The following is a 17524-nucleotide window of genomic DNA, read 5'->3' on the forward strand; positions in this document are numbered from 1 at the left end:
GTGAAGGGTCCCCCTCATGGGACCTGCTGAAGGAGACGGAGCGAGGTCAGTCTGCCTCGGGGGTCCGGTCCAGCCGGATTTCGTCTTCCTTCGCCCGCTGTGCCGCTTCGCGCATTTCGATGACGTCCGTGAACCAATCGCCCGTTTCGCGGGCTATGTCGCGGACTGCGCCGGTGATGATGGTGGCGATGTTGCCGATGTGGGTGGCCGCGGACTCCGTCAGCTCCTGCACGGTGTCCTTGCCACTTTCGAATGGGCCGACCATGGGCTTCCTCAGGCTGCTCGGAGTTGCCGTTCGGGGTCCACGGTAGCGGTCGGCCCCGGTTTTCCGGGAAGGGCCAGCCGCACGATCTTCTTCGCTACCGACCACAGCTGGCGGCGCAGGGGGCCGGTGTTGTAGGGCAGGCCGTAGCGTTCGCAGATTTCGCGCACTTCACCGGCGATCTGCGGGTAGCGGCGCGCGGGCAGGTCCGGGAACAGGTGGTGCTCGATCTGGTGCGACAGGTTCCCCGACAAAATGTGGAACAGCGGGCCGCCGGTGATGTTCGCGGAGCCGAGGATCTGGCGCAGGTACCACTGGCCGCGCGTTTCGTTCTCGGTCTCTTCCTCGGTGAAGCTCTCGACGTCCGCCGGGAAGTGGCCGCAGAAGATGATCGAGAACGCCCACAGGTTGCGGACCAGGTTGGCGCTCGCGTTGCCCAGGAACGTCAGCGGTGCCAGCGGGCCGGTGAGCAGCGGGAACAGGACGTAGTCCTTGCCGATCTGGCGCGAGGCCTTGCGGACGATCCGGCGCAGCACCGGCACGTTCTCCGCCCAGGTCCGCTCGCCCTTCACGACCCGTTCGACCTCGAGGTCGTGCAGCATGACGCCCCACTGGAACAGCAGCGCGAGCAGCGTCGCGTACACCGGGTTGCCCAGGTAGTACGGATGCCACTTCTGCGCCGGGTCCATCCGCAGGATTCCGTAGCCGACGTCGCGGTCCTTGTCGACGATGTTGGTGTACGTGTGGTGGATGTAGTTGTGCGAATGCCGCCAGTTCTCGGCCGGCGCGACGGTGTCCCATTCGAACCGCTGCGAGCTCAGCTCCGGGATGCGCGTCCAGTCGTACTGGCCGTGCATCACGTTGTGGCCGATCTCCATGTTGTCCAGGATCTTGGCCGCGGACAGCGCCGCGACGCCGGCCAGCCACGCGGGCGGCAGGAAGCCGGCGAACAGCAGGCCGCGGCCGGTCACCTCCAGCGCGCGCTGGGTTTTGATGATCTTGCGGATGTACTCGAGGTCTTCCTCGCCGAGGTCGTCGACGATCCGCTGGCGCAGCGCGTCGAGCTCCCGCCCGAATTCCTCGACCTGTGCGGGGGTCAGGCGGTCCTGCAGACCGGTCATGATGCTTCCTCCGATGGTCAGGCGTCGATTTCGACGTCCCCGACGGGGACGCTGACGCAGAGCTGGATTTCTTCGTTCTCCTCGCCGGAGACCTCGCCGGTGCGGGCGTTGCGGACGCGTCCGGCGGTTTTGAGCTGCGTGCAGGAGAAGCAGATGCCCATCCGGCACCCGTGCTCCGGCGTCAGGCCCGCGTCCTCGGCCTGTTCGAGCAGCGGCTTGCCGGAGTTGTCGCACTCCCGGCCGCTGCGGGCGAAGCGCACCCGGCCCTCGGCGGCCTCCGCGGCGAAGGTCAACGGCGCTGCCGTGAACTCTTCGGTGTGCAGTTGTGCACTCAACCCCTCGTTCTCGAAGAGTTCACGTGCCGCGGCCATCAGCGGAGCCGGGCCGCAGAGGAACGTCTCGGCCTCGCGGAACCACGGCGCGGCCTTCTCCAGGTGCGCGAGAGAGAACAGGCCGTGCAGATCTCCGCCGCTGCGGGCGTGGGTGTGGGCGTGGACCACGCGGAACGCCGGGTGCCGGGCGGCGAGTTCAGCCAGTTCGTCCCGGTAGAGCGCGTCCGCGGGAGTGTTCGAGTAGTGCAGGAACACGATCTCGCCGGGGTGTCCCTCGGCGACGAGCGTCCGGGCCATCGCGAGCACGGGCGTGATCCCGCTGCCGCCGCTCATCAGCACGATCCGGTCCGGGCGCGGCGACGGCAGGGTGAATTCGCCGTCCGCTGGCGAAAGGCCGACCACCGCGCCGACGGTGGTCTCCTGCAGATGCCGTGACACCAGCCCGTTCGGGTCGGCCTTCACGGTGAACTCCAGGTCGCCGCTGCCCTGCGCGCCGCACGGCGAGTAGCAGCGGGTCCGGCGCACGCCGTCGATCTCCACCTGCATCCGCACGTACTGCCCGGCGCGGAAGCCCTGCCACGCGCGGCTCGGCCGCACGGTGAAGGTCACGGTGTCCGGCGTCTGATGCCGCACGGCGGTGACGCGGCCGCGGATCTCGCGCCGCACCAGCATCGGGTCGACCAGTTCGAGGTACCGGTCCGCGCCGTGCGGGGTGAGCAGCGCCTCGGCGAGCGAGACGAGCCCGCGCACGCGGCGCGGGAGCAGTGCGGTCATCACCCCTCCAGAAGTTTGAGTGCACAGTCGTACACTGACTAGTGTGGGGGCAAGGCCGGGGGGCCTGTCAACGCGGAAGCGAGGTGATGTGACGTGGGCCATGCGACGAGCGCCAGTACGCTGCTCGACGTGTCCGCAGCCGAGGAGCCGGCCGGCCCGGTGAGCCGGCAGGAGCGCAAACAGCGCACCCGTCAAGCGCTGCTCGACGCGGCGCTCGACCTGCTCGCCGACCGGAGTTTCGCCAGCCTTTCGCTGCGCGAGGTCGCGAAGGGCGCGGGCATCGTGCCGACAGCGTTCTACCGGCATTTCTCGTCGATGGAGGAGCTGGGCGTCGCGCTGGTCGAGGAGACCACGCGCACGCTGCGCGGCATGCTTCGCGGCGCGCGCACCGAGCAGAGCGGTTACGGCAGCATGATCCGGGCTTCGGTGCGCACGCTGCACCGGCACGTCCGCGAGCACGAGGACCACTTCCGGTTCGTCACGCGCGAGCGCTACGCCGGAGCCGGCGCGGTGTCCCGGGCGATCGCGGTCGAGATGCGGATGTTCTCCAGCGACCTGGCACTGGACCTGGCGCGCTTCGATCCGCTGCGCACCTGGCCCACCGAGGACCTGCACGTGCTGGCCGATCTCATCGTCACCGCGATGCTCGGCACGGTTGCCGAACTGCTGGAGATCCGTCCCGGCGACACCGCCGCCGACGAGCGCACCTTGGTCGCGGCGGAAAAACGGCTCCGGATGATCCTGCTCGGCGTTCCGCACTGGCAGCCTTAGCGGCATGGCCTTCCTGCAGCTGACCGCGATCATCGTCGACGACTACGACGAGGCGATCGACTTCTTCACTCGCGCGCTGGGCTTCGACCTGGCCGAGGATTCGCCGTCGCTCACCAACGACGGCCGCCCCAAACGGTGGGTGGTCGTCCGCCCGCCGGGCGGCGAAACCGGCATCCTGCTGGCTCAAGCCGACGGCGACCGGCAGTCCCGTGCGGTCGGCGATCAGCACGCCGGCCGCGTCGGGTTCTTCCTGCGCGTGGACGACTTCGACGCCAGTTGCCAGCGGATGCGGGACGCCGGGGTGCAGTTCCTCGGCGAACCGCGGACCGAGCCGTACGGCCGGGTCGTCGTGTTCCGCGACATCGCGGGCAACCGCTGGGACCTGCTCGGACCGGCCGCGTCCTGAGCCTGCTCTACGATCCCGGGGTCCAGCTGATCGTGGAGGAACGCTATGCCGAGCGGGTCGGAAGTCCGAGCCGAATTCACCGACCCAGCCGAAAACCTGGCGTTCGACGAGGCACTGCTGCGCGAGGGCCCGCCGGGTCCGGTGGTGTGGCTGTGGCGGAACCCGGTGTGCGTCGTCGTCGGCCGCGGTCAGCGCATCGCGCGCGAAGTCCGCGTGGACGAATGCGCTCGCGACGGCGTTCCCGTGCTGCGACGAGCCAGCGGAGGCGGCACGGTGTTCCACGACCCGGGCAATCTCAACGTGACGCTCGTGCTTCCCGGCCCCGCACCGCGTCCGCTCGAAATGCTCGGCCTGGTGATGTCCGCCGCGGTGGAGAAACTCGGTCTCCCAGCCAGAATCGGCGACCGCGGCATCTTCGTCGGCGACGCGAAACTGTGCGGCTTCGCGGTGTTCCGGACCAAAGACGTGCTGCTGGCGCATTCGACACTGCTGGTCGACACCGACGCCGCCCGCGTCGGCGCGTACCTCACCGGTCCGCCGCCGGACCCCAAACCGCTGGATTCGCACCGGAGCAAGGTCGCGTCCCTGCTCGACCATGGCGTGCGGCTGCCGCTGACGGAAGTGGAAGACACCGTCCGCGCGGCCGCAGCCGGACTGCTCGGCCCGCTCCCGCCGCGCGAACCGACGGCGGGGGAGCTGGAGCGGCAGCGGGCCTTGCTGTGGAGCCGCTACGAGTACCCGGACTGGCACGCCGAAGGACGCCAGCGCTCGTAATCGCCTTGCCCGGCAGGCACATCCGGGCACCCTGGCCGAGATGCCGTGAAGGGCTCCTTGCGGGAATCAGCTTCCCGCAAGGAGCCCTTCACGGAACGGATCAGTTGCCGGGAGCGGAGAACAGCACCTGCGGCACGGCGCTGGCAGCACGGCGACGCGGCTTGGCCGGTGCCGGAGCGGCGGTCTTCGCCGGGGCCGCGATCTTCGCGGCTGCGGCCTTCGCGGGTGCGGCAGTTGCGGGCGTGGCTTTCGCGGTCGCCTTGACGGGTGCGGTCTTCGCCGGTGCGGCAGTTGCGGGCGCAGCCTTCGCCGTTGCCTTGACGGGCGCGGTCTTCGCCGTCTTGGCAGCGTGTGCCTTGACCGCAGCAGCCTTCGTGGAGTTGGCAGCGGGTGTCTTGACCACAGCAGCCTTCGTCGACTTGGCCGTGGTCTTGGTCGCAGCGGCCTTCGTCGGCTTGGCTGCCGCGGACTTGGCCGGAGCCTTCCGCGCCGTCCCGGTCGCGCCACTCGTCCGGGCAGTCTTCACCGTGGCCTTCGCGGCACCGGCGGCGGAAGTCTTCTTGCCAGCAACGGCTTTCCCGCCCGTGGCCGCCGCGGCGGGCTTCTCCGCCGCAGGCTTGGCCTCGGCCTTCTTCGCCCCGGCGAGCAGCCGCGGCCGCAGCTTCCGGCCTCCCGTGCGGCGACCGGCCTTGGCGTACCGCTCCAGCAGCCGCCGGAGCGCGGCCGCGTTGCGGGTGCCGAGGTCGATGTCGTAGTCGATGCCGTCCAGCGAGAACGCGACGGTCTCGGCCGCGCGTCCCCCGGTCAGGTCGTCCAGAGTGCGGACAGCAGTGTTCCTCGCCATGGGAGCCTCCCGTGCTCGATCGTGGTCGTGCGTGCAACCGGCACGGCGACGACCCGGATTTCGCGGTGCCGCCGGTTTCTTGCAGCTCGCTGACGAGAATAGCGGCAGGCTTGCGCGAACCTGCGCGGTGGTGTGCGCTGTGCCCATGGCAGCAGAGACTTTCGACGTCGTGGTCATCGGGGCGGGTCCGGTCGGGGAAGTGGCCGCCGAACGGGCCGCCAAGGGCGGGCTGAAGGTGGCGCTCGTCGAGCACGAACGGTTCGGCGGGGAGTGTTCGTACTGGGCGTGCATCCCGAGCAAGGCGTTGCTGCGCCCGGGAAACCTGCTCGCCGCGGCCAAGCGGATGCCCGGGGTGCCGATCGGCGACGCGCTCGACGCGGAGAAGGTGCTCGCGCGGCGCGACTGGTTCACCGGCAAGGGCGACGACTCCGGTCAGGTCGAATGGGCGCGCGGGGCGGGCATCGAACCGGTGCGCGGCTACGGCCGGATCACCGGCGAGCGCGAGGTCACGCTCGACGACGGCCGCGTTTTCGCCGCCCGGCACGCGGTGATCGTGTGCACCGGCAGCGTTCCGCGCACGCCGCGGATTCCGGGTCTGGACACCATCAAGCCGTGGGGTTCGCGGGAAGCGACGTCGGCGACCGAGGTGCCCGGACGGCTCGGCGTGCTCGGCGGCGGCGTGGTCGGCGTCGAGATGGCGCAGGCTTGGGCACGGCTCGGCTCGCAGGTCGACTTCGTGATCACCGGCGAACGCCCTCTGCCGCGGCTGCCGGAGTTCGCCGGCGACCTGGTCCTGGACGGATTGCGCGAGGCAGGCGTCCGCGTGCACGCCCATTCGGGCTTGAGCGAAGTGTCCGTTGTGGACAGTGGGACGCGACTGAAACTGTCCGGCGGAGAAGAGATCGTGGTCGACGAACTGCTGGTCGCGACCGGCCGCGCGCCCGCGACCAGCACCATCGGGCTGGACGTGCTCGGGCTGCCCACCGATCGCCCGCTCGACGTCGACGAAAGCGGCCGAGTGTCCGGTGTGGAGGGTGGCTGGCTGTATGGCGCGGGCGACGTCACCGGCCGTGCTTTGCTGACCCACCAGGGCAAATACGCCGCGCGCGTCGTCGGGGACTCGGTCGCCGCCCGTGCCCGCGGCGAGGAGATCTCGACCGAACCGTGGAGCCGCTACAGCGCGACCGCCGACCACCACGCGGTGCCGCAAGTGGTGTTCACCGACCCGGAGGTGACGTCAGTCGGCCTGACCGAAGCACGCGACGGATCCGCGGACCGGGTCGTCGACATCGACATCGCGGTCGCCGGTTCCTCCCTGCACGCCGACGGGTACCAGGGCAAGGCGCGCATGGTCGTCGACACCGAGCGCGGCATCGTGCTGGGGGTCACGTTCGTCGGCCAGGACGTCGCGGAACTTCTGCACTCCGCGACGATCGCCGTCGTCGGCGAAGTGCCGCTGGACCGGTTGTGGCACGCGGTCCCCGCGTTCCCGACGATCAGCGAGGTGTGGCTGCGGCTGCTGGAGGCTTACGGGCTCTGAGCTGTTGCTTTCCGGTAGCGTCGAGGCATGACCAGTGCCCCCGTTCCCGGCCGACGCGAACGCAAAAAGGCGGCGACCCGCCAGGCGCTGGCCGATGCCGCCCTGCGGATGTTCCTGGAGCGCGGCTACGACCAGGTGACCGTGCGCGAGATCGCCGACGCCGCGGACGTGTCCACCACCACGCTGATGAAGCATTTCCCGACGAAGGAAGCCCTCGTTTTCGACCGGGAGCCCGAGGTGGACGAGCAGCTGGTCTCGGCGGTTCGCGACCGGCCCGAGGGCACGTCGGTGCTGGAGGCGCTCCGCGCGCATGTGCACGTGCGGGCGATCTCCGGCATCCGCGCGGAGGCCGAACCGTTGCTGCGGCTGGTGCGGGAAACGCCCGCGCTTTCCGAGTACTGGCACAAGATGTGGATGGGGCACGAGCACACGCTGAGCCGCGTCATCGCGGAGGAAACCGGTGCGCCGGAGGGAGATCCGCGGTGTGCGGTGCTGGCCCACTTCGCGTTGGAGACGGCCGCGCTGGCCGACCGCTCGGACGATCCGCCGCGGGTTGTCGACGTGGCGTTCGACCTGTTGGAGAACGGGTGGCAATGAGCCGTTCGCTCGGCACGGCCCGGTAAGCCGGGTTCCTCAGTTGGCGGGTTGCTCAGGACGGCAGTTGCAGGTCGAGCGCGCCCTTCGCCGCCCGAGCCAGTCCGGGATCGTCCGCAGTGGACGGTCCCGGCTGCCAGACCGCCTGCACGAGCCGGACGCCGTTCCCGTCGATCTTGCTGGCGTAGGCGGCGCCGTCGAACTGCGGCGGACCCGACGGCCACTTGCCGGTTTCCGTGGCGACGTCCAGGATTCCGCCGCCGCCCGGGTTGTCGGCGATCTCCTTCAGGCGGTTGGCCTGTCCCGCATCGGGAAACTCGACCACCGCGACGGTGACCGCGGCGGGCCGCCCGTCCACGAGCGCCGTGTAACTCGCGCGGCGGACCCCGGAGCAGCTGGTCTGCTGGAGGCTCGCCTGGACGTCCCCGAACGCGTGCGAGGCGCACTTCTGGTCGGCGCTGCTCGCCCGGGGTTCGAAGGTGAGAGTCGGGGCTGGCGGGGCGCTCGACTTGGCGCTGCTCGGCGCCGGACTCGGAACGCTGCTGGGCGCCGCGCTGCTGGCGGGCGGAGCGGCGGCGGTGTCCCCGCTGCCGCTGGTCGCCACGACGATCGCCGACACCACCAGGACGACCAGCAACACGATCGCCGCGATCGGCACCCATTTGACGGTCCGCGACGCCGGTTGTCCCGGTCCGGCCGGGGTGTTCGGCCCTGCTCCAGCGGCCGTCCCTGGTCCGGCTCCCGCCGCGGCGGTCGCTCCCGCACCGGCGGCTGTCCCCGCTGCGGCAGCTGGTCCCGCTGCGGCCGGAGCCGGGCGCGGAGGCTGAGGCGCACCTCGCGGCGGACTGCTCGGCCCGGGAACATGCACCGGCGCGATCGGCGGAACGGCCCCGCGCGGACGTCCGGTGCCCTGCGGCTTCGCCGGAGAAGGCATCTTCTCGGTCGGAGCCTCGGGCGGGTCAGTGGACTCGGTGGGCGCCTCGGACAGCGACTCCAGTTCGATCGACGGAATCTCCGGTCGAGGCGGCCGCACCGCGATGATCTTCGGCTGGTACACGGGAGGGGCGGATTTCGGTGCGGCGGAAGGGCTGCTGGGGGAAGCAGCGGCCTTCGGTGCCGTGACGCCGGCCGGTCCCGATGGGGTGGCACCGGGGAAGACGGGAAGCCCTGGGGTATTTCCGGCACCTGCCGGGGCCTTCGGCATCGCGGTGGTCGCAGCGCCGCCGGGGACGGCATCCGCAGTGGATCCCACGTTGGCGGAACCAGCCGGACCTGAACCCGCGGCGTTGGGCCTTGCGGCACCGGCCGGGGTCGCGTCCGTGGTGCCGGGCCCGGCCGCGCCTGTTCCGATGGCGTTCGCAGGGCCCGAGCCGGGACTCGTGCTGATCTGGTCGGGGGCGGAACCGGCAGCCGGTTGACCGGTGCCGACTCGGCCCGAGTCCGGCGTGGCGTTTCCTGGGCCTGGCGAGCCGGGAACGGTGCTGGCTCCGGCCGCACCGGGCTCGGCGGCGGTTCCGGCGGCGCCAGACGTCGCCGCGTTGGACACAGCGGCGGCTGCCGAGGCCCCGGTCGTTCCTGCGCTGGCAACGGCTGCTGTGCTCGACCCGGCATTGGTTCCCGGAACAGCAGGAGCAGGGCCGGAATCTGCCGAGGCAGTGCCAGGCCGAGAGCCATTCTGTGGGCCAGCAGCGGCCGCGGAACCGGAGTCAGCTGCGCCGACGGCAGCATCCGGTGCAACTCCTGGGCCAGCCGCGGCAGGGTGGGGAGCAGCACCGGCCCCGCCCGCGGCAGACCGAGGACCAGGCGGAACCGGGACGTCGTCCGCGAACCGAACGAACCCCTCGCCGCGCAGCACCTCGTCCGAAAGCTCCGGCGCGTTGGGGGCCAGCGCCGAGATCAACGCCCGTGCCTGGTCCACCGACCGCGGATGCCGCGCGGTGGCCAGGGAGACCGTCGCGGCCAGCATGGTCGTCGGTGTCGGGTGCAGCACCCGGACCGGGCCCGCGAGGTCGCCCGGAGGCTGGTCGACCGTCTCCACATACGGGCCGACCGCCACGATCGTGCCGACGGGGCCTCCGCCGAGTTCCGCGATCCGGCGTTCGCATTCCTGGGAGAGATCGAGCGCTTCGGTGGCGGGGTTGACGTCGTCGCCGTGGACGAGGGGCCAGCCGTCCGCCTTCCACGGGCCGCTCAGCGGGGCTTCGAGGCGCAGGGCCGGGTCGGGCAGGTCCACGCCGATCACGACGAGCACGCCCGCGGGCAGCACCACCACCGCCTCGACCGGACGGTCTCCGGTCGGGCGGGCGCCGACGAGCGCGACGCCGCCGATCACCGTGCTCCCCCGCCCGAGGGAGGCCAGTGCGGCCCGCACGTCTTCCGCGACGCGCGAGGGCTGCTGCCCGAGACGGACCAGTCGCACCGAAACTCTCCTGTCGAATCCGCAGCGTTTCCGGTGCACCACGCTAGCGTGCCGGGCCGCCGGAACCGTGCTCCGCGCCCTCGCGTCGGCGTGGCTCACCACAATGGGTCGTCCGCTGCGACTTGTGGTGTTCATGTGGCCAAAGGGCACGGTGGGGGTGCAGAATGTGCTACACAGGTCGGGAACTGCCGTGGAGGCTACGCAACCTGCGCAGGGTTCGAGAGGTCGTAGGGGAAGACGTCCCTCGTCGAACAAGCGGAGGTCAGCAGTGAGCACCCGTGGCAGCACCCGAGGCGTGGTGTACGTCCACTCGTCGCCGTCTGCGGTATGTCCGCACGTCGAGTGGGCTATTTCGGGCACCCTTGGCGCCCGAGTCGAGCTGAAGTGGACGGCTCAGCCGGCCAGTCCCGGACAGCTCCGGGCCGAATGCAGCTGGAGCGCGCCCGCGGGAACCGCGGGCAAACTCGCCAGCGCGCTCAAGGCGTGGCCGATGGTGCGCTTCGAAATCACCGAGGAACCCAGCGCGGGAGTCGACGGCGAGCGATTCTGTTTCGCGCCCGGCCTCGGGCTCTGGCACGGCCGCACCAGCGCGAACGGCGACATCGTCGTGGGCGAGGACCAGCTGCGCGCGCTCGTCAGCATGACCCGCGGCGGCGAAACCCTCGCGCACAAACTGGACGAACTCCTCGCCGCCGCCTGGGACGAGGCGCTCGAGCCGTACCGGCACGCGGGCGACGGCGCCCCGGTCACCTGGCTGCACCAGGTCGGGTGACCACGAGCGGTACCCTCGTCCGGGTGAGCGTTCCTCCGGCCCCGCCCTCCCGTCAGCGGTGGTTGATCCCCGTGCTCGTGGTGGTGCTGTCCATCACCGTGGCCGGGGGTCTGCTCGCCCGCGAGCTGTACCGCCGCCCCGACGCCCCGCAGCCGGCCGACGGGGAAGTCATCGCGCCGCCGGTCACGACCAGCGACGCTTCAGGCGAGAAACCCGGACCGGACCGCGTCGAGGTCACCGCGGACGCCGCGAACCATCCGCAGGACGAGGCCGTCCGGTCGGTGCTGCAGGCCTATTTCAAGGCGCTCAACGCGAAGGACTACGACGCCTGGGCGGAGACGGTCAGCGACGCGCGCCGCGCCAAGACGCCGGAAGCGGACTGGCACCGCAACTTCCAGTCCACGAAGGACGGCAGCATCCGGCTGTACCGGATCGAACCCGGTGCGCAGGGCTCGCTGCGCGCGCTGGTCGGCTTCACCAGCACCCAGTCTCTGAACGAAGCCCCGGTCGACTTCCCGCACGAGTGCATCCGCTGGCGGCTGGTGCTGCCGTTGAAGTTCGAGCACGGCTCGTACCGGATCGACACCGTCGACGGCACCGCCACCGAACACGACGTGTGCTGACCGGCTGGAAACCCAGCGAAACCAGGAAGGGCCCCCGCGGAATTCCCGCGGGGGCCCTTCCCGGAAACAGGACTCAGTTCGCCGGCGTGAACAGCAGCGCGGTGTTGTGCCCGCCGAACCCGAACGAGTTGGACAGCGCCGCGGCGAGTTCGACCTTGCGGTTCTCCCCGGCCACGACGTCGAGCTGCACCTTCGGGTCCAGCTCGGTGAGGTTCAGCGTCGCGGGCACGATGCCCTCGTACACCGAGAGGATCGTCGCGATGCCCTCGACCGCTCCGGCCCCGCCGACGAGGTGGCCGAGCGCGCCCTTCGGCGCGGTGACCACCGGGTGCTCGCCGATCGCCGACCGGATCGCGGCCGCCTCGCCGATGTCGCCGACCACAGTGGACGTCGCGTGCGCGTTCACGTGCCCGACGTCCGACGGGGACAGCCCGGCCATCGCCATCGCCGCGCGCATCGCCGCGATCTGCCCGATGCCCTCCGGGTGGTTGCCCGTGATGTGGTAGGCGTCGGACGTCAGGCCGTAGCCGGCCAGCTTCGCGTAGATCCGCGCGCCGCGGGCCTTCGCGCGGTCGGCCCGCTCGAGCACGACGACGCCGGAGCCCTCGCCGAGCACGAAACCGTCCCGGCTGACGTCGAAGGGACGCGACGCCGCCGCGGGGTCGTCGTTGCGCGTCGACACCGTGCGCGCCTGAGCGAATCCGGCGACGGTGATCGGGTGGATGCACGCCTCGGAACCGCCCGCGACGACCACGTCGGCCCGTCCGGACCGGATCATCTCGAAGCCGTTCGCGATGCCCTCGGCCCCGGAGGCGCACGCCGACGCCGGCGAATGCACCCCGGCCCGCGCCTTCAGGTCGATACCCACGTGCGCGGCCGGGCCGTTCGGCATCAGCATCGGCACGGTCAGCGGCGACACCTTGCGAAGACCCTGCTTGTGCAACAGATCGTTCTGGGTCAGCAGGGTCACCGGCCCGCCGACCCCGGTGCCGATCGAAACGCCGAGGCGCTCCGGCTCGACGTCCGTGTGCTCGTCGGTCTGCTCGGCGAACCCGGCGTCGGCCCAGGCCTGGCGGGCGGCGATGAGCGCCACCTGCTCGCACCGGTCGAGCCGGCGGGCCTGCACGCGGGGCAGGATGTCGGTCGGCTCGACGGCGAGCTGCGCCGCGATCCGCACCGGCAGGTCCAGCTCCGCCGCCCAGTCCGCCTCGATCGTGCGGATCCCGCTGCGGCCGGCCAGCAGACCGTCCCAGGTGGACGCGACGTCACCGCCGAGCGGCGTGGTCGCGCCCATTCCGGTGATCACGACGTCGATGTTGCTCATGGGAGTCTCCCCAAGGTCGGCTCCGGACCGGGGCCCGGGTACGAAGAGGACTTACTTCGAGTTGGCGGACACGTAGTTCACCGCGTCGCCGACGGTCTTCAGGTTGGCCAGCTCGTCGTCCGGGATCTTGACGCCGAACTTGTCCTCGGCCTGCACGGCGATCTCGACCATCGACAGCGAGTCGATGTCCAGGTCGTCCACGAACGACTTCTCGGCGGTGACGTCGTCCTGAGCCACGCCGGCGACCTCTTCGACGATCTCGGCGAGGCCGGCGAGGATCTCAGTGTTGTCAGCCATCGGTGTTGTTCCCTTCTCGGTTCTTGCGGGTCCGCTCGCGGGCACGGCGCCCGCGGGGGAAGTATCGCTCAGGGCAGGACGAACGCCTGCGCGGCATAGGAAAGCCCGGCTCCGAAGCCGACCGCCAGCACCACGTCGCCGCTTTTCGCCGTCCCCGCCTTGCGCATGTGGTCCAGCGCCATCGGGATCGAAGCGGACGAGGTGTTGCCCGAGTACTTGATGTCGTCGGCCACCACCATGTCCTCGCGCGCCCCCTTGGCGCGCAGTTTCTTGGCGATCGATTCGACGATCCGGAGGTTCGCCTGGTGCGGCGCCAGCACGTCCACATCGGACGGTTGCAGCCCGGCGGCCTCCAGCGCGCGCAGCGCGATCGGCGCGATCTGCGTGGTCGCCCAGCGGAAGACCGACTGGCCCTCCTGGTAGATCCACTGGTTGTCGCGCATGTAGATCAGGTCGACGAGGTCGCCGGCGCTGCCCCACACGACCGGGCCGATGCCCGGTTCGTCGGACCCGCCGACCACCGCGGCCCCTGCGCCGTCGGCGAAGATGATCGCGTTCGCGCGGTCGGTCGGGTCGACGACGTCGGTGAGCTTCTCCGCGCCGATCACGAGGACCTTCTTCGCCGAGCCCGCGCGCACGAGGTCGGAGGCGACGCCGAGGCCGTAGCAGAATCCGGCGCACGCGGCGTTGAGGTCGAACGCGCCCGGGCTCGGGACGCCGATCCGCGCGGCGATCTGCCCGGCCGCGTTCGGGATCGGGGACGGCATGGTGCAGTTGGGGACGATGACGGTGTCCACTTCGGACGCGTCGACGCCCGCGTCGGCGAGCGCGTTGGCTCCGGCGGCGACGGCGTAGTCGACCAGCACGTCGTCCTTCTCGCCGAACCGCCGCTCGATGATGCCGACGCGGTCGCGGATCCACTGGTCGCTGGTGTCCATGACCTGCGACAGGTCGTCGTTCGTGACGATCCGGTCCGGCTGGTGGCTGCCGAAGCCGAGGATCCGGGCGGCGGGGGCGCCCTGGGCGAGGCGCAGGGTGGGGCGGGCGGTCACTGGGCGTCCTCCTCGCGCAGCGCCGCCAGCTCGGCGGGCGACTTCAGCGCGGTGGTAGTGGTGACGACGCCCTTGAGCTGCCGCTTGACCAGTCCGGTCAGGGTGCCCGCGGGCGCCAGTTCGACGGTGCGGTCCACGCCGAGCGAGACGAGTCCGTCCATGGTGAGGTCCCAGCGGACCGGGCGGGTCACCTGGGCGACGAGCCTGCGCAGGTACTCCGCGCCGCTCGTGACGACCTGACCGTCGGCATTGGACAGCAGCGGGCGCGTCGGGTCGGCCGGGGAGAGACCGGCGGCGTGCTCGCGCAGGGCGTCTTCCGCGGGGGCCATGTAGGGCGTGTGGAAGGCGCCGGCGACCTTGAGCGCACGGATCTTCGTGCCCTCCATCGGCTCGGCGATGATCCGCTCGATCGCGGCGGCGGACCCGGAGGCGACGATCTGCCCGGCGCCGTTCCGGTTCGCGGCGGCGAGGCCCTGGCCTTCCAGCCACGCGGTGACTTCCTCGGGGTCGCCGAGCATCACCGCGGCCATCGACGTCGGTTCGAGCGCGCAGGCCTTGGCCATCTCCGCGCCGCGGACCGCGGCGAGCGCGACGGCGTCGGCGGGGGTGAGCACGCCGGCGATCGCGGCCGCGGCCAGTTCGCCGACGGAGTGGCCGGCGACCGGCGCGTCGGCGGGAACCGGCAGGTGCTCGAAGGACAGCAGGGACAGCGCGACGATCAGCGGCTGCGCGACAGCGGTGTCCTGGATCTCCTCGGCGTCAGCTTCCGTGCCGAGCCGGATCAGGTCGAGCCCGGAGCGGGCGGACCATTCCTCGACGCGCGCGCGGGCGCCGTCGAGCTCGAGCCACGGAGCGAGCATGCCGGGGGCTTGGGAACCCTGACCGGGGGAGAGGACTGCAACTGTCACAGTGTCTATGAGACCACGGGAGGGGTCGGTCCTTCAGATGCGGGCGGTCACCAAGTCCGTGCGGCGTTATTGGAGGAAACCTCCAAAGACCGGCGGGAGAACCCAGCCCTTAACCCATCCGCCTTGTGGGATTCAACCAGCGCTTGCCGTGAAGTCTGTCACCCGCCACGCTCCGTCGAGCCTCGGCGCGGAGGGGCTCCGGGAGCGGGACGGGTTCGCGGCGCTTCCGCCGGACTCGGGGCGGCCTCGGGCGCGCGGATGCCCCACGCCGTCTCCGCTGTGCGAGATCCCCGACGCGGCATTGGGTGGACGCCGCCTGGGGTGCATCCCCCTGCGAATGGGTTTCCTGGCAGCGCGGGTGCGGAGGGAGACGCGGCTCTGCTCCCTCCAGCACCGCACCCCGCTGAAAAACCCGGCTGCGGCGTCAGTGCGGTTACCAGAGGCCGCGGGCGCGGGCGAGCCTGCCGACGGTGAGCGCGACCCGCAGCACGAGCGCGTCTCGGGCGTCGGTCGGGTTGCGGCCGGTGAGTTCGGCGGCTTTGCGCAGCCGGTACCGGACCGTGTTCGGGTGCACGAAGAGCGTTTGCGCGCAGCGTTCCAGCACCCCGCCGGTGTCCAGATAGGTCTCGACGGTGCGTTGCAAGGCCGCTCCGGCCTCCTCCAGCGGCCGGGCCACGCGATCGACCAGCAGCCGTTCCGCGCCCGGGTCGCCGGAAAGGGCGCGTTCGGGGAGCAGGTCGTCGGACCGGACCGGACGCGGCGCGCCGGGCCAGCCGACCACGGCGCGCAGTCCGGACAACGCCTCGGCCGCGCTGTGGTGCGCTTCGGCCAGCGTCGGCACCGTCGGTCCGGCCACGACCGGGCCCTCGGCGAAGACCGTCGACATCCGGGCGAGGATTTCGCGTTCCTTCGGGCCGCCCTCGGTCGGGCCGCCGATCACGATCACCAGCCGCGAGCCCTGCACTGACAGCAACACCGCACGGCCGACGCGCGCGGCGCGGGCGCGGACGTCGAAAACCACCGTCGGCGGGTCGTCCGAGGGCGGATTCCCCACCAGTACCGTCGCCGCCGCGGCCGGGTCCCAGCCGAGCGCGGCGGCACGCGACAGGACGGATTCTTCGGCATCCCCGCGGACGATTCCGTCGACCACGAGCGCTTCGAGCCGGGCGTCCCACGCACCGCGCGCTTCCGCCGCGGCGGCATAGGAATTGGCCGCGGCGAAAGCGATTTCCCTGCCGTAGCGCAGAATTCCTTCGATCAAGGCCGCGCGTTCGGCTTCCGAAGCGGCGAATTCCGGCAGCTGCTCTTCGAATACCTCGATCGCGAGCCGCACCATCGCGACGGCCTGGCGCAGGCTGATCCAGCGCGACACTTCGGTCGGGGCGTCGCGGAACGCTTCCGTGGTGAGCTGCAGCGCTTCCTTCGAATCCCGCAGCCACGCGACGAATCCGCTCGCTCCGGTCTGCGTGATCAGCAGGACGCTGGCGCGCTGGTCGGCGGGAAGCCGCGCGAACCAGACCAGGCGGCGTTCCATTTCCGCGACGCTCGCGCTCGCCAGCCGCCCGGAGGCGTGCTCCAGGCTGCGCAGGGTTTTCGCGGACAGCCCGTGGTGCTTGGGCGCGGGGCGTCCTGTGGTGTCGGCCATGTCGGCTCCGATCCTACGTGCCGCCCGCGGCCCGCAACTTTAGGCGGACGCGGCGGCGACCTCGGATGGTGGGCGGTGCCTGGCCGAAGTGCCTAGGATCCCAGGTGGGGTGGTAGGGGATCACCCCGGAGAAAAGAGAACAGGGGGACGGGCCATGCCAGAGCCCGGATTGGAGATCGACGGGATCTCCAAACGCTACGGCGCCGTCGTGGCGCTCGAGCGAATGACGTTCGACGTGCGGCCGGGGGAGCTTTTCGGATTCGTCGGCAGCAACGGGGCGGGCAAAACGACCACGATGCGCATCGCGCTCGGCGTGCTGAGCGCGGACGCGGGGCAGGTGCGGTACGCGGGCGAGCCCATCACGCACGAAACGCGCCGGCAGATCGGCTACATGCCCGAGGAGCGCGGGCTGTACCCGAAAATGAAAGTCGGCGAACAGCTCACGTATCTGGCCCGGCTGCACGGAATGCCCGCCGCCGAGGCGAAGGCGTCGAGCGAGCGGTGGACCGAACGCCTCGGCGTGGCCGCGCGCCGCGACGACGAGGTGCAGAAGCTCAGCCTCGGCAACCAGCAGCGCGTGCAACTGGCCGCCGCGCTGGTGCACGAACCGCGGATTCTCGTGCTGGACGAACCGTTTTCCGGACTGGACCCGGTGGCCGTCGACGTGATGAGCGACGTGCTGAAGGAAAAGGCGGCCGAGGGCGTTCCGGTCGTGTTTTCGAGTCACCAGCTGGATTTGGTGGAGCGGCTGTGCGACCGGATCGGGATTGTCCGGAGTGGACGGATGGAAGCGTGCGGCACGGTGGCGGAACTCCGCGCGGGCGGGACGACCAGGCTGCTCGTGGACGCCCCTGAGGCGCCCGAAAACTGGGCGGCCGCGCTGTCCGGCGTGACCGTCGTGGGCCGCCGGGGATCGGTGACCGAACTGGAACTGGCCGACGGCGCGGACGACCAGGCGGTGCTGCGCGCCGCGCTGGCGACCGGCCCGGTGCGGGAATTCGCCCGGAAGCTGCCGTCCCTGACCGAGTTGTTCCGTTCCGTCGTGTCCGAGCAGCAGCAGGAGGCC

The 17524-nt window shown here is 71.1% G+C and carries 18 protein-coding genes; 8 read left to right on the forward strand and 10 right to left on the reverse strand.

The window, feature by feature from the left end:
• Nucleotides 1-46 precede the first annotated feature (46 nt).
• The 3 genes from H5411_RS42680 to H5411_RS42690 are packed head-to-tail and all read right to left on the reverse strand — an operon-like array spanning nucleotide 47 to nucleotide 2489.
• Nucleotides 47-265 carry a hypothetical protein gene (locus tag H5411_RS42680; RefSeq protein WP_101435059.1) on the reverse strand — a complete coding sequence of 73 codons (219 nt, stop codon included), beginning with the start codon at nucleotides 263-265 and terminating at the stop codon, nucleotides 47-49.
• An 8-nt stretch (nucleotides 266-273) separates the two neighbouring features.
• On the reverse strand, nucleotides 274-1383 hold the full coding sequence (locus H5411_RS42685; RefSeq protein WP_101435058.1) for a fatty acid desaturase family protein: 1110 nt from the start codon (nucleotides 1381-1383) through the stop codon (nucleotides 274-276).
• A 17-nt stretch (nucleotides 1384-1400) separates the two neighbouring features.
• Nucleotides 1401-2489 (reverse strand): ferredoxin reductase, encoded by a 1089-nt coding sequence (locus H5411_RS42690; RefSeq protein ID WP_101435057.1) that lies wholly within the window; start codon nucleotides 2487-2489, stop codon nucleotides 1401-1403.
• Between the two features lie 93 nt (nucleotides 2490-2582).
• Here H5411_RS42690 and H5411_RS42695 point away from each other — a divergent pair, with 93 nt between their 5' ends.
• The 3 genes from H5411_RS42695 to H5411_RS42705 are packed head-to-tail and all read left to right on the forward strand — an operon-like array spanning nucleotide 2583 to nucleotide 4440.
• Nucleotides 2583-3260 (forward strand): TetR family transcriptional regulator, encoded by a 678-nt coding sequence (locus H5411_RS42695; RefSeq protein WP_101435056.1) that lies wholly within the window; start codon nucleotides 2583-2585, stop codon nucleotides 3258-3260.
• A gap of 4 nt (nucleotides 3261-3264) precedes the next feature.
• Nucleotides 3265-3666 carry a VOC family protein gene (locus H5411_RS42700; protein WP_101435055.1) on the forward strand — a complete coding sequence of 134 codons (402 nt, stop codon included), beginning with the start codon at nucleotides 3265-3267 and terminating at the stop codon, nucleotides 3664-3666.
• 45 nt (nucleotides 3667-3711) lie between these two features.
• Nucleotides 3712-4440, forward strand: coding sequence for a lipoate--protein ligase family protein (locus H5411_RS42705; RefSeq protein WP_101435054.1), 729 nt, complete (start codon nucleotides 3712-3714; stop codon nucleotides 4438-4440).
• A gap of 100 nt (nucleotides 4441-4540) precedes the next feature.
• Here the strand turns inward: H5411_RS42705 and H5411_RS42710 are convergent, their stop codons facing one another.
• Entirely contained in the window at nucleotides 4541-5284 is a 744-nt protein-coding gene (locus H5411_RS42710) for an Lsr2 dimerization domain-containing protein (protein ID WP_183127336.1), read from the reverse strand.
• Between the two features lie 145 nt (nucleotides 5285-5429).
• Here H5411_RS42710 and H5411_RS42715 point away from each other — a divergent pair, with 145 nt between their 5' ends.
• Entirely contained in the window at nucleotides 5430-6824 is a 1395-nt protein-coding gene (locus H5411_RS42715) for a dihydrolipoyl dehydrogenase family protein (RefSeq protein ID WP_167441857.1), read from the forward strand.
• 27 nt (nucleotides 6825-6851) lie between these two features.
• Nucleotides 6852-7421: a TetR/AcrR family transcriptional regulator gene (locus tag H5411_RS42720; protein WP_101435052.1), complete on the forward strand. Its 570-nt coding sequence runs from the start codon at nucleotides 6852-6854 to the stop codon at nucleotides 7419-7421.
• A gap of 52 nt (nucleotides 7422-7473) precedes the next feature.
• On the opposite strand, the gene H5411_RS42725 is transcribed toward H5411_RS42720, so the two are convergent.
• Complete coding sequence (locus H5411_RS42725; RefSeq protein WP_183127338.1) at nucleotides 7474-9837, reverse strand: hypothetical protein; 2364 nt, start codon at nucleotides 9835-9837, stop codon at nucleotides 7474-7476.
• A gap of 268 nt (nucleotides 9838-10105) precedes the next feature.
• Between H5411_RS42725 and H5411_RS42730 the strand changes: the two genes are divergently transcribed.
• Together H5411_RS42730 and H5411_RS42735 are read left to right on the forward strand one after the other, a co-directional pair.
• A complete protein-coding gene (locus H5411_RS42730) occupies nucleotides 10106-10609 on the forward strand; it encodes a DUF3145 domain-containing protein (RefSeq protein WP_101435050.1) in 504 nt (167 codons plus the stop codon).
• 23 nt (nucleotides 10610-10632) lie between these two features.
• A complete protein-coding gene (locus H5411_RS42735; protein WP_312878736.1) occupies nucleotides 10633-11232 on the forward strand; it encodes a hypothetical protein in 600 nt (199 codons plus the stop codon).
• 73 nt (nucleotides 11233-11305) lie between these two features.
• Here H5411_RS42735 and H5411_RS42740 read toward each other — a convergent pair whose 3' ends face one another.
• From H5411_RS42740 to H5411_RS42760, 5 genes are all read right to left on the reverse strand, one after another.
• Nucleotides 11306-12556 (reverse strand): beta-ketoacyl-[acyl-carrier-protein] synthase family protein, encoded by a 1251-nt coding sequence (locus H5411_RS42740; RefSeq protein WP_101435048.1) that lies wholly within the window; start codon nucleotides 12554-12556, stop codon nucleotides 11306-11308.
• A gap of 51 nt (nucleotides 12557-12607) precedes the next feature.
• Nucleotides 12608-12853 carry an acyl carrier protein gene (locus H5411_RS42745; protein WP_037820481.1) on the reverse strand — a complete coding sequence of 82 codons (246 nt, stop codon included), beginning with the start codon at nucleotides 12851-12853 and terminating at the stop codon, nucleotides 12608-12610.
• A gap of 68 nt (nucleotides 12854-12921) precedes the next feature.
• On the reverse strand, nucleotides 12922-13905 hold the full coding sequence (locus H5411_RS42750) for a beta-ketoacyl-ACP synthase III (protein ID WP_183127340.1): 984 nt from the start codon (nucleotides 13903-13905) through the stop codon (nucleotides 12922-12924).
• Complete coding sequence (locus H5411_RS42755; protein ID WP_183127342.1) at nucleotides 13902-14813, reverse strand: ACP S-malonyltransferase; 912 nt, start codon at nucleotides 14811-14813, stop codon at nucleotides 13902-13904. The genes H5411_RS42750 and H5411_RS42755 overlap by 4 nt, the downstream gene beginning before the upstream one ends.
• Before the next feature lie 433 nt (nucleotides 14814-15246).
• Nucleotides 15247-16458, reverse strand: a complete 1212-nt coding sequence (locus H5411_RS42760; RefSeq protein WP_183127344.1) for a PucR family transcriptional regulator — start codon at nucleotides 16456-16458, stop codon at nucleotides 15247-15249.
• Nucleotides 16459-16612: 154 nt separating this feature from the next.
• Here H5411_RS42760 and H5411_RS42765 point away from each other — a divergent pair.
• Nucleotides 16613-17524 (forward strand): ABC transporter ATP-binding protein (locus H5411_RS42765; protein ID WP_183127346.1); only part of this gene is annotated, 912 nt, incomplete at its 3' end.

The organism is Amycolatopsis echigonensis (genome assembly GCF_014174495.1).
Taxonomy (GTDB): Bacteria; Actinomycetota; Actinomycetes; order Mycobacteriales; family Pseudonocardiaceae; genus Amycolatopsis; species Amycolatopsis echigonensis.

Bases quoted from the DNA above. Each gene is read 5' to 3' on its own strand.
- H5411_RS42690 (WP_101435057.1), bottom strand. From the start codon at position 2,489: ATGACCGCACTGCTCCCGCGCCGCGTGCGCGGGCTCGTCTCGCTCGCC.
- H5411_RS42705 (WP_101435054.1), top strand. From the start codon at position 3,712: ATGCCGAGCGGGTCGGAAGTCCGAGCCGAATTCACCGACCCAGCCGAA.
- H5411_RS42760 (WP_183127344.1), bottom strand. From the start codon at position 16,458: ATGGCCGACACCACAGGACGCCCCGCGCCCAAGCACCACGGGCTGTCC.
- H5411_RS42710 (WP_183127336.1), bottom strand. From the start codon at position 5,284: ATGGCGAGGAACACTGCTGTCCGCACTCTGGACGACCTGACCGGGGGA.
- H5411_RS42715 (WP_167441857.1), top strand. From the start codon at position 5,430: ATGGCAGCAGAGACTTTCGACGTCGTGGTCATCGGGGCGGGTCCGGTC.
- H5411_RS42685 (WP_101435058.1), bottom strand. From the start codon at position 1,383: ATGACCGGTCTGCAGGACCGCCTGACCCCCGCACAGGTCGAGGAATTC.
- H5411_RS42720 (WP_101435052.1), top strand. From the start codon at position 6,852: ATGACCAGTGCCCCCGTTCCCGGCCGACGCGAACGCAAAAAGGCGGCG.
- H5411_RS42745 (WP_037820481.1), bottom strand. From the start codon at position 12,853: ATGGCTGACAACACTGAGATCCTCGCCGGCCTCGCCGAGATCGTCGAA.
- H5411_RS42700 (WP_101435055.1), top strand. From the start codon at position 3,265: ATGGCCTTCCTGCAGCTGACCGCGATCATCGTCGACGACTACGACGAG.
- H5411_RS42680 (WP_101435059.1), bottom strand. From the start codon at position 265: ATGGTCGGCCCATTCGAAAGTGGCAAGGACACCGTGCAGGAGCTGACG.
- H5411_RS42740 (WP_101435048.1), bottom strand. From the start codon at position 12,556: ATGAGCAACATCGACGTCGTGATCACCGGAATGGGCGCGACCACGCCG.